12 protein-coding genes are annotated in these 10,075 nt (G+C 39.5%); 9 read left to right on the top strand and 3 right to left on the bottom strand.

Annotated features, from left to right (window positions below; genetic code table 11):
- Positions 1–226: 226 nt before the first annotated feature.
- Positions 227–463, bottom strand: a complete 237-nt coding sequence (locus tag GQR46_RS10855; RefSeq protein ID WP_165740958.1) for a YgjV family protein — start codon at positions 461–463, stop codon at positions 227–229.
- A gap of 288 nt (positions 464–751) precedes the next feature.
- On the opposite strand from GQR46_RS10855, the gene GQR46_RS10850 reads away from it, so the two are divergent.
- Positions 752–1,408: a Crp/Fnr family transcriptional regulator gene (locus GQR46_RS10850; RefSeq protein ID WP_002962665.1), complete on the top strand. Its 657-nt coding sequence runs from the start codon at positions 752–754 to the stop codon at positions 1,406–1,408.
- A gap of 48 nt (positions 1,409–1,456) precedes the next feature.
- Here GQR46_RS10850 and GQR46_RS10845 read toward each other — a convergent pair whose 3' ends face one another.
- Both GQR46_RS10845 and pepB read right to left on the bottom strand, forming a co-directional pair.
- Positions 1,457–2,023, bottom strand: coding sequence for a phosphoribosyltransferase family protein (locus GQR46_RS10845; RefSeq protein ID WP_007377478.1), 567 nt, complete (start codon positions 2,021–2,023; stop codon positions 1,457–1,459).
- A 183-nt stretch (positions 2,024–2,206) separates the two neighbouring features.
- Positions 2,207–3,502, bottom strand: a complete 1,296-nt coding sequence (gene pepB / locus GQR46_RS10840) for an aminopeptidase PepB (protein WP_007587159.1) — start codon at positions 3,500–3,502, stop codon at positions 2,207–2,209.
- A 123-nt stretch (positions 3,503–3,625) separates the two neighbouring features.
- Between pepB and sfsA the strand changes: the two genes are divergently transcribed.
- The 8 genes from sfsA (at position 3,626) to GQR46_RS10800 (ending at position 10,063) form a co-directional block, all read left to right on the top strand.
- Positions 3,626–4,345, top strand: a complete 720-nt coding sequence (gene sfsA / locus GQR46_RS10835) for a DNA/RNA nuclease SfsA (protein WP_007587160.1) — start codon at positions 3,626–3,628, stop codon at positions 4,343–4,345.
- A 316-nt stretch (positions 4,346–4,661) separates the two neighbouring features.
- Positions 4,662–5,105 (top strand): RNA polymerase-binding protein DksA, encoded by a 444-nt coding sequence (dksA, locus tag GQR46_RS10830; RefSeq protein ID WP_002962671.1) that lies wholly within the window; start codon positions 4,662–4,664, stop codon positions 5,103–5,105.
- Between the two features lie 20 nt (positions 5,106–5,125).
- Positions 5,126–6,070 carry a tRNA glutamyl-Q(34) synthetase GluQRS gene (gene gluQRS / locus GQR46_RS10825; protein WP_165740957.1) on the top strand — a complete coding sequence of 315 codons (945 nt, stop codon included), beginning with the start codon at positions 5,126–5,128 and terminating at the stop codon, positions 6,068–6,070.
- Positions 6,071–6,148: 78 nt separating this feature from the next.
- Complete coding sequence (gene pcnB, locus GQR46_RS10820) at positions 6,149–7,630, top strand: polynucleotide adenylyltransferase PcnB (protein ID WP_007587164.1); 1,482 nt, start codon at positions 6,149–6,151, stop codon at positions 7,628–7,630.
- 4 nt (positions 7,631–7,634) lie between these two features.
- On the top strand, positions 7,635–8,120 hold the full coding sequence (gene folK / locus GQR46_RS10815; protein WP_007587165.1) for a 2-amino-4-hydroxy-6-hydroxymethyldihydropteridine diphosphokinase: 486 nt from the start codon (positions 7,635–7,637) through the stop codon (positions 8,118–8,120).
- Positions 8,121–8,150: 30 nt separating this feature from the next.
- Entirely contained in the window at positions 8,151–8,945 is a 795-nt protein-coding gene (panB, locus tag GQR46_RS10810) for a 3-methyl-2-oxobutanoate hydroxymethyltransferase (protein WP_165740956.1), read from the top strand.
- A complete protein-coding gene (panC, locus tag GQR46_RS10805) occupies positions 8,945–9,793 on the top strand; it encodes a pantoate--beta-alanine ligase (protein ID WP_007587167.1) in 849 nt (282 codons plus the stop codon). The genes panB and panC overlap by 1 nt, the downstream gene beginning before the upstream one ends.
- 33 nt (positions 9,794–9,826) lie before the next feature.
- Positions 9,827–10,063 (top strand): hypothetical protein, encoded by a 237-nt coding sequence (locus GQR46_RS10800; protein WP_007587168.1) that lies wholly within the window; start codon positions 9,827–9,829, stop codon positions 10,061–10,063.
- Positions 10,064–10,075: the final 12 nt, after the last annotated feature.

The raw sequence follows: 10,075 nt of genomic DNA, 5'->3' as shown, positions 1-10,075 counted from the left end.
TAGAAGCACTTATTTATATCTAAACCGCGAACAGTATTTAGCTAACGATCGACGTATTAAAACCTAAGGTAATCATCTTTTAAGTAGGAGAATACAGCATGGTTCAGAGGTAAGTTATGTAGAGTGATATGAGATTATCTATATACGCTTCAAGCTGGACTGCACAAAAGCTGAAGTTTTTGATTTTAATTAAAACCATTAACTTACTTTGTGCAGATAACTTATTTTAGCTTTTAACGTCTTCAACTTTAGGTTGGCGATATATTTTTATAATGTGATATAAATTTACAAGCGACAATAAGCCGTTGGTAAAAATAACAGGCACTGCGCCAATGGCAACACCGTATGCAGTAAATACAATACAACCAAACATGTTGTACCAACGCAGTTTTACTACATCTGTCATTGTTAACGATGCAACCAATAAAGCTGATGCAATATAACCTAAATATTCCCAACTCAATTGTTCTCTCCTAGCCTTTAGGTTAGCATTACATGTACTGCTATCTTATGGCACTTGTAAGTATTGCAAAGTTACAACAAAATAAAAAAGCTAACCTGCTTAAAAAACCTGAAAAAGTTTGCCGGAAAATACCAGCAAATTCTTAAATCATTACACGGGAAATGAAGGTAAAATAATACTCTTAGCAAAGCTAATAATATTAGTAGCAAGTTAGCGTAAATTCTTAGTGTCTTAATGCTATCGTCATTAAGATGTAATAAATAGGACAAATGTCCGAAGAGCACATTGATGTTTCAATACCATTTTTCTAGTTACCTTGTTGATCAGCTTTTAACCTTTGCCGGTAGTAGCTATCAACAATCAAAAAAAGAAGTTCTGATCCATCAAGATCAGCCTTTAAGCAAGCTTGTGCTTGTACGCAGTGGCACTGTGTCGTTTAGTTACGACGTAGGTAATGGACGACGCCTGCTGTTAGGACAATTGGATTGTAACAACACCCTTATTGGTGAAATAGAAGCGCTAAATAATAATCCGTGTATATATACGGTAACGTGCTTTAGCGATGTCACTTATAACCTTATTGAATTAAGGCATTGGCGTGCTCTACTGCTTGAAAAACCAGAACTAAGCTTATACACAGCACAAACTATTGCGGCTAAGTTTCAGGAAAACCAAAAAATCAATTTAGATAAGTTATTACTACCACTTAGCTATAACATAGCTAAAGATTGCTTACTAAGGGCCGAGAACAACAACCCTACGCTACTTAGAGCCTACCCAACTGTAAATGCTGAAGCCGAACGTTTTGCTACCACTGAGCGAGCTTACAGACGTGTTGTTACAGAACTCGTAGAAAAAGGCTTGGTACTTAGAAGTAACGATGGCTTGCAAGCAGTCGATATACCAAAACTAAGTGAATACGTAGATAGCTTTGCTCAGCTTTAAAATAAAAAAAGGCCTTAACGGCCTTTTTTTATTTATGCAAATTACTAATTACTTCTCTAGCAAAATGTCATGAATTTTCGCAAGATCAGATTTACCAGCAATAATTTCATCCGGTGTTAAACCCGATAATTCATGCGGGAACACTAACCACTCTTCAGATTCATGAATATAATAATCTGGAACAGTGTCTACTTTTGAGTTTTTTGGCTTGTAGTACGGGCATGCAATACGAATATCACGTGGCAAGTTTAAGCGCATAAGCTCTGAAAGCTTTTCTTTTAATGCAACAATACTACGACCTGAGTCAAATACATCATCAACAATTAATAATGAATCACCTGCATTTGCGTTCTCTACAATGTAATGTAATCCGTGTACTTTAATTTCTTTCGACTGTTTACCAATACCGTAATAAGACGATGTACGTACTGCAATGTGGTCAGTCTCAATGCCTTTGTAATCGTAATATTCTTGAACAGCAATACCGATCGGTGCACCACCTCGCCAAATACCAATAATAAAATCAGGACGAAAGCCATCTTGGTATACTTGTGCCGCTACGCGGAACGAATCTTCAAGCAGCTGTTGAGCTGTGATGTAGCACTTATCTGACATAATTAGAAACCCCAGTGGTGGATATAAGATTTGAGCGCAGCTTAGAGTTAAGCAAAAATTAAACTCAAACAGGTATTGGCGACTGATTTTACCGTAAATGAAATAAAATTGCTTGCCTGTAAATTAAAAAATAGGCACCCAAGGGTGCCTATTTTTAGCGTAAAAAGCGTAATTTAGTAAATATTATGCTTTTTCTTGTAAAGTACGAGCAACTGTACGCATACCTTGAGTTGTTGCACCCGCTGCCCATTGACTTGTACTGCCCATGTTAAATGCAGCCGCTAAATCGATGTGTACCCAGCCTTTGCCATCGTTTGGCACAAAGCGCGATAAAAAGCCTGCAGCATTCGATGCACCGCCATAACCGCCACCTTTTTGCGCACGGCTATTTGCCGTATCAGCATAAGGAGATGGGCAGTTTTGTTGATGCCATTTTTCAAGAGGAAGTGGCCAAGCAGCTTCCATTTCTTGAGATGCAAAACTCTCAACTTCACGTACAAGTTCTTTATCAAGTGCAAATAATGCATTGTACTCTTGACCAACAGCAACAAGCGCTGCGCCAGTTAGTGTTGCTGCATCAATAATAAGTGGAGCGCCAGTCTCACCTGCGGCCATTAGGCCATCTGCAAGTACTAAGCGACCTTCAGCATCGGTGTTTACAATTTCAACTGTCGTGCCATTTTTATAAGTAAGAATATCACCTAATTTGTATGCATGACCCGAAATTAAGTTCTCAGCACAACATAAAAACAGTTTAATACGTTTTTCAATACCACGGTTAATAGCCAATGCTAAACCTGCAGTTACTGTTGCAGCGCCGCCCATGTCGCACTTCATACCAAGCATACCTTCGCTTGATTTGATTGAGTAACCACCTGAGTCAAACGTAATACCTTTACCTACAAGCGCTGCACTTACTGGTGCATTTTCGTCGCCTGTTGGGTTGTAATCAAGCTCAAGCAATACTGGCGGGCGAACACTACCGCGACCAACAGCATGAATACCAATCCACTGTTGTTCTAGTAACGCATCACCTTTAATAATTTGGTAACTTACATGCTCAGGCGCTAATGATTGAATAAACTCAGCCGCTTTTTCAGCAAGGCTTTCTGGGTAAATGTCATCGGCAGTCCCGTTAACCATTTCACGTGCCCAAATTGCTGACGTTTTTAAGTGAGCAAGTTCTTTAATATCTGATTGTGCGTTATCAACAAAATCAACACCGTTTAACGATTTTGGTGTTACAAAGCCTTGATAAAAAGCCCACTGACTTTCTGTACACCAAGCATCGCCTGCTAATTCAACGTTTTTAATACCTTGGATTGCAATAGTACGACCAGCTTTTTGAACATTTTTCAATGTTTCTTGCTCAGACAAATGAACAGTTGCACCGCGCTCATTAAAAGACAATGACGCATTATCGCCCCAATGACTCGCTGCTGCTTGTTCGCTTAGTTGAACAACAAATTTTTCACTCATGTTAGAATACCCTTGCACTTAAATGTGCCACCGAGTTTACTATAGAGCGCTTAAGTTCCCAACAGCTTGAGATAAATAACATAAACCACACTGCTGTGCAGTATTTACGCTTTGGAAGTTATCATGAAGTACACGCCAACTCTGCAACCTGCCACCTTATTAAAACGCTACAAACGCTTTTTAGCTGATTTACAATTAAGTGATGGCAGTGAATTTACCGCCCACTGTGCTAATACAGGTAAAATGACGGGATGCGCAGAGCCGGGTTTTGCTGCTTTTTATTCAACAAGCGATAACGCAAAACGAAAATACCCGCATTCATTAGAGCTTACGCAAAATAACTTATCGCAGCTTATTTGTGTAAATACAGCGGTGGCCAATAAAGTAGTAGAAGAAGCAATAAACAATAATGTGATAAGCGAGCTACTCGACTACAGTCAATTGCAAAGCGAAGTAAAGTACGGCAGCGAAAACAGCAGAATCGACTTTTTACTCACAGACGAAAATAAGCCTGATTGCTACGTAGAAGTTAAATCAGTCACATTATTAAGCGAGGATGCACCACAAAGCGGGCAAGGCTACTTTCCTGATGCGCAAACACTGCGCGGACAAAAACATATTCGCGAACTAATAGAAATGATCGAACAAGGCCACCGAGCAGTATTACTGTTCGCTGTTTTGCATGAAGGAATAAATACAGTAAGTGCAGCTGCGCATATTGATAAAAAATACGCCACGCTATTAAGCCAAGCAATAATAGCCGGCGTTGAAGTATTAGCATACAAGGCCACAATTTCTGCTAATGAAGTTTTACTTCATAAAAAAATAGTATTTGCACAATAGTGTATTAAACCAAGGGATTGAACTAAGCGTAATTTGCAAAATAAGCAAAGTACTCAAATTAAAAAAAGTTATACAAAGTGAATTATAAAAATTAACTTGTTTTTAAAGCTTTTGCCCACATAACAAGGCAAGTTTTAGAAAGCGAATATGTGAATTAATTAAAAGTGTAAATAGACTATTAATACACTTTTTACTCAGTAAGCATGGTTGAAGCTAATTCGATTAATTAAAAATAAATTTGCCTAGGATATAAGATTCTGTTATTTATACCGCCGGCTAATGCTGAGGCATTAAATTAAGGATTTAGGAGAGAGTTATGCCAGACCAAAAGAAACATGGTTTATTGGCTCAAGCCGGTTTAGAACCATACCAAGAAAAACCAGGCGAAGAGTACATGAATGATGCACAACGTGCTCATTTTAGAGCGATTTTAGAAACTTGGCGTAATGATTTACGTAACGAAGTTGATCGTACTAAATCACACATGCAAGACGAAGCTGCTAACTTTCCTGACCCAGTTGACCGCGCTGCACAAGAAGAAGAGTTCTCTTTAGAACTTCGTACTCGTGACCGCGAACGTAAATTAATCAAAAAAATTGAAAAAACAATTAATTTGATTAAAGAAGATGATTTTGGCTTTTGTGAGTCTTGTGGCATCGAAATTGGCATACGTCGCTTAGAAGCACGTCCTACTGCCGATTTATGCGTAGACTGCAAAACACTTGCAGAAATCAAAGAAAAGCAATCTGGACGCGGCTAATTAATACTTATTAATTAGTTATGTCTCCTACAGCCGTTACTGCGCCTATGCGTAAATATCGCGGTCGTTTTGCACCGTCTCCTTCTGGGCCATTACATTTTGGCTCACTTGTAGCGGCTGTGGGTAGTTATCTAGATGCAAAAGCTAACCAAGGAGATTGGTTAGTTCGTATAGAAGACATTGACACTACGCGCGTGGTTAAAAACGCCGACTCCGATATTCTTAATACCTTACATGCCTACGCCCTTCACTGGGACGAACCTGTTGTATATCAAACGCAGCGTCTGCCTTTATACCAAGATATTACCCACTCACTTTTAAAACAAAACCTTGTTTATGGTTGCACCTGTACTCGCAAACAAATAAAAGCCATTGGCGGTATTTATCAGGGGCATTGCCAAGCACTTAATCATAATACTCAATCCGGTGCGCTTCGCTTAGTTCAGCAACATCCAACGACTCAATTTAATGATTTAATTCAAGGTGATATAACGGTAAATAGCGCCCTTTCCCATGAAGATTACTTAATTAAACGCAGCGATGACTTATTTGCATATCAACTTGTTGTGGTCGTCGATGATATTGATCAAGAGATTAATCGAATTGTAAGAGGCGCTGATTTAATTGAGCCAACCGCACGGCAAATTAGTTTATTTAAACAGCTCGATAGCCCTGTACCTGAATTTGCTCATTTACCTTTAGCGGTTGCCAAGCCTGGTTTCAAATTGTCTAAACAAAATTATGCTCCTGCCATTAGCAAACAAAATCCAAAGCCTGCTTTAATTAGTGCATTTGAATTTTTAGGATTGCCTGTTATAGCTGATTTAATCGATTTAAATATTGAACAATTAATCGCTTGGGGAATTAAAAACTTTAGCTTAAAACAGGTACCACAAGTATCCGAAATACAAATTTCTCAGCATCCACGTAGTCAGAAAGTCCAATTTACACATTTAAGTAAATAAAATAGCTAAAAACGGCTTAATTTCAACACATCAACTTAATTTTTAAACCCTGCTGGTATATGATAGCCGCCTAAATATATGCTAATTACGTCAAACAGCTTGTACTGGGCTATAACCGCCCCATTTGCTGTAACTTTTGATTGCGATGCAGAGTCAATCACACCTTCTAGGAGACAGACTATTATTTCCAAGCTTTTTCAATTTTGCCGACAAATAATCGGCCCGAATACCAGTGCCGAAAGCGCTTCTGTAAGCAGTGAACCTATTGTTGTCACTCGTGGTGAGCATGGTATTTCTCGCAAACAATTTAGCCCAAATGCAATCAAAGTATTATACCGCTTAAAAGACGGTGGCTACGATGCCTACCTTGTTGGTGGTTGTATTCGCGATATATTGTTAGGCCAACAGCCAAAAGATTTTGACGTAGTTACTAATGCCACGCCAGATCAAGTAAAAAAACTATTTAGAAACTGTCGCCTTATTGGTCGTCGCTTTCGTTTAGCACATATTGTATTTGGCCGTGAAATTATTGAAGTGGCGACTATGCGTGGCCACCACGAAGCGCAAGAAGACAAAAATCAAATAAGCCAATCAAGCGATGAAGGCCAATTACTACGTGACAACGTATTTGGCAGTATTGAAGAAGATGCAGAACGCCGCGACTTTTCAATCAATGCACTTTATTACTCAATCAAAGATTTTAGTATTCACGATTACGCCAACGGCTTAGCGGCAATTAAAGCTAAACAAATTGAGCTAATCGGCGACCCTGAAACGCGTTACCGCGAAGACCCTGTTCGTATGTTACGTGCAGTTCGCTTTGCTACTAAACTTGATATGAGCATTGCGCCTAAAAGTGAAAAGCCAATTAGCGAGCTTGCAAGTTTGCTTGATAACATTCCGCCAGCACGTTTATTTGAAGAAATTCTTAAGCTGTTTTTAAATGGCAAGGCCGAAGCTAACTTTTTAATGCTGCGTAAATACGGCTTATTCCGCTCACTGTTTCCTGAGCTTGATAAAATCTTAGATAAAAATCCAAGTGGCTTAGAACACACGCTTATTCAGCAAATGTTTCAAAATACCGACAAACGTATTAATGCAGATAAAAAAGTAACACCAGCGTTTATTTTTGCCGCACTACTTTGGTTCCCGCTGCTTGAACGTACTAAAAAGATTCAAAGCCAAGAACAACTTGCAGAATACGATGCTTTCGCACAAGCAATGAATAAAGTACTAAGCGATAACTCACAACACATTGCGGTTCCTAAACGCTTTACTTTAGGTGCTCGCGATATTTGGCATATTCAGCACCGTTTGGATAAACGTGCAGGCCAACGTGCTTACAGACTAACGCAGCAACCTCGCTTTAAAGCCGCCTACGACTTTTTACTCTTACGCGTAGATGCAGGCGAAACACAGCACACTGAGCTTGCCCAGTGGTGGACACAATACTTAAGCCAAGATATAAACGGCCAAAAAGAGATGGTTAAAAACTTAGGTCACCAAGGTGGTCCTAAGCCGCGAAAGCGCCGTCGACCTACTAAAAAGCCAGCTGAGTAATAACATGCACTGTGTTTATTTGGGTTTAGGTGCCAACCTAAACTCACCAAAAGAGCAGCTTGATAACGCGGTAATCGCGCTTAAAAAGCTGCCTAATTGTGAATTTATAAACGTATCGCATTACTATGCAAGTAAGCCTATGGGCCCACAAGATCAACCAGACTATATCAATGCAGTAGCGTGCATTAAAACGACCCTTGAGCCAGAGCAATTACTTGATTTAACGCAACGAATTGAACTTGAGCATGGTCGAGTAAGAAAGGCTGAGCGTTGGGGTCCACGCACACTTGATATAGATACTCTATTATTTGATGATCAAATTATAAATACGGTGCGCTTAACTGTGCCTCATTATGGTTTGAATAATCGCGAGTTTGTGGTTTATCCACTATTAGAGCTTGCACCTGAACTTATTTTACCTAGCGGCATTGCATTAAAAACCATTGCAAATAATTTACCGCTCAACGACTTACAACAATTACCTCTGTAATTAACCTAGGCTTTTGCCTGCGAGGATATTATGTCTAAAATAACCGTTTCTACTTTAAATAAAATGAAAGCAGAAAATAACAAAATTACTGCATTGACAGCCTACGACGCTAGTTTTGCAAAGTTATTTCATGATAACGGCGTTGAAGTTATTTTAGTGGGCGACTCTTTGGGCATGGTACTACAAGGCGGCGATGACACCCTTGGCGTAACCAATCAAAATATTGCATATCATACCCGCTGTGTACGCGCTGGTAGCCGCGAATTATTTGTAATTGCTGACTTACCTTTTATGACCTACTCAAGCGTAAGTGATACTTGTAAAAATGCAGCTGAGCTTATGCGCGCTGGCGCAAACATGATTAAGCTTGAAGGCGGAGAATGGCTTTACGAGAGCATTAAAACGCTTACTCAACAAGGTATTCCAGTTTGCGGGCATTTAGGCCTTACACCACAGTCAGTACATGTATTTGGTGGCTTTAAAATACAAGGTCGCGAAGAAGACAAAGCACAAAAAATGATTGATGACGCAAAAGCACTTGAAGCTGCTGGCGCACAATTATTAGTACTTGAATGTATTCCAAGTGCATTGGCAAAACGCATTACAGACGCCCTAAGCATCCCAACAATTGGTATTGGTGCGGGCAGTTTAACTGACGGCCAAATACTGGTAATGCATGACCTTGTTGGTATTTCAGCAGGTTACATTCCTAAATTTTCTAAAAACTTTTTGCTCGAAACAGGCAATATGCCTGCAGCCGTTCAAAAGTATTGTACAGACGTTAAAAATGGCGCGTTTCCAAGCGCTGAACACGAGTTTAAATAATGCAGTCAATTACTGAAATCAGATCGTTACGTAGTCAAATTAAAGCATGGCGCCAAGCGGGTCTTAGCGTGGCACTTGTGCCAACAATGGGCAACTTGCACCGTGGGCATTTTTCGCTAGTAGAAAAAGCAAAAAACTTAGCCGATAAAGTCGTTGTGAGTATTTTTGTTAACCCAATGCAATTTGGTGCTAACGAAGATTTAGATAACTATCCTCGTACACTAAACGAAGATAAACAAGGCCTTGCAGAACTAGGCACTGATATTGTATTTACCCCAAGTGTAGAAACAATTTATCCAAATGGACTTGGCGCACAGAGCTTTGTAGATGTGCCTGATATTTCATTAGGTTACTGTGGTGGCTCACGTCCTGGTCACTTTAGAGGTGTTGCCACGGTAGTTACAAAATTATTTAACCTTGTACAACCCGATTACGCCTGCTTTGGTGAAAAAGATTTTCAGCAACTGCAAGTAATTAAAACCATGGCACGCGACCTATCAATTCCGGTTGAAGTTATTGGTGTACCTACAATGCGAGAAGTTTCTGGCCTTGCTATGAGCTCACGTAATGGTTACTTATCTGATGAGCAAAAAGCGACTGCAACCGTATTATTTAAAGCACTTAATACATGCGCTGAGCAACTTAAAAGCGGCGAAAAAGACTTCGTAAAACTTGAAAGCTTAGCTAAACAGAGCTTAGAGCAAGCTGGCCTAAAGCCAGACTATTTTGAGATTGCTCAACGAGATACATTAAAAACTGCTACAATCGAAGATACTCAATTTGTTATTTTAGCCGCAGCCTATTTTGGTGGTGTTAGATTGATCGACAATATTCAAGTCGAAATTTAATATTATTGCGACTCCATTTTAAGGATAAGAAGCATGCACACTTTAATAAAAACAAGCGTAGTCGCCCTTACTTTTGCACTATTAGTAGGTTGCCAAAACCAAGTTGAAAACCCTGAAATGAATCAGTGTGCTCAACAAAATTACCAATGCGAAAGTACATGTGAACAGCAAACAACTGCTGAGGGCTTAAAGCAGCAAGTATGCTCTGGTAAATGTGTTGAGAGCTATAATCAATGTAAAGCACAAGCCGAAAAATTAGGTAATATTTAATTCCTTAAAGTT

This window comes from Pseudoalteromonas sp. Z1A6 (assembly GCF_011378745.1).
In the GTDB taxonomy this organism is placed as follows: Bacteria; Pseudomonadota; Gammaproteobacteria; order Enterobacterales; family Alteromonadaceae; genus Pseudoalteromonas; species Pseudoalteromonas arctica.
The sequence above is the reverse complement of the archived record's forward strand: the minus strand, read 5'-3'. Positions and strand labels throughout refer to the sequence as shown.

What these genes read in the sequence shown, in the direction of transcription:
- GQR46_RS10850 (WP_002962665.1), top strand. Translation starts at nt 752, where the DNA reads ATGTTTCAATACCATTTTTCTAGTTACCTTGTTGATCAGCTTTTAACC.
- GQR46_RS10845 (WP_007377478.1), bottom strand. Translation starts at nt 2,023, where the DNA reads ATGTCAGATAAGTGCTACATCACAGCTCAACAGCTGCTTGAAGATTCG.
- pepB (WP_007587159.1), bottom strand. Translation starts at nt 3,502, where the DNA reads ATGAGTGAAAAATTTGTTGTTCAACTAAGCGAACAAGCAGCAGCGAGT.
- sfsA (WP_007587160.1), top strand. Translation starts at nt 3,626, where the DNA reads ATGAAGTACACGCCAACTCTGCAACCTGCCACCTTATTAAAACGCTAC.
- dksA (WP_002962671.1), top strand. Translation starts at nt 4,662, where the DNA reads ATGCCAGACCAAAAGAAACATGGTTTATTGGCTCAAGCCGGTTTAGAA.
- gluQRS (WP_165740957.1), top strand. Translation starts at nt 5,126, where the DNA reads ATGTCTCCTACAGCCGTTACTGCGCCTATGCGTAAATATCGCGGTCGT.
- pcnB (WP_007587164.1), top strand. Translation starts at nt 6,149, where the DNA reads ATGCTAATTACGTCAAACAGCTTGTACTGGGCTATAACCGCCCCATTT.
- folK (WP_007587165.1), top strand. Translation starts at nt 7,635, where the DNA reads ATGCACTGTGTTTATTTGGGTTTAGGTGCCAACCTAAACTCACCAAAA.
- panB (WP_165740956.1), top strand. Translation starts at nt 8,151, where the DNA reads ATGTCTAAAATAACCGTTTCTACTTTAAATAAAATGAAAGCAGAAAAT.
- panC (WP_007587167.1), top strand. Translation starts at nt 8,945, where the DNA reads ATGCAGTCAATTACTGAAATCAGATCGTTACGTAGTCAAATTAAAGCA.
- GQR46_RS10800 (WP_007587168.1), top strand. Translation starts at nt 9,827, where the DNA reads ATGCACACTTTAATAAAAACAAGCGTAGTCGCCCTTACTTTTGCACTA.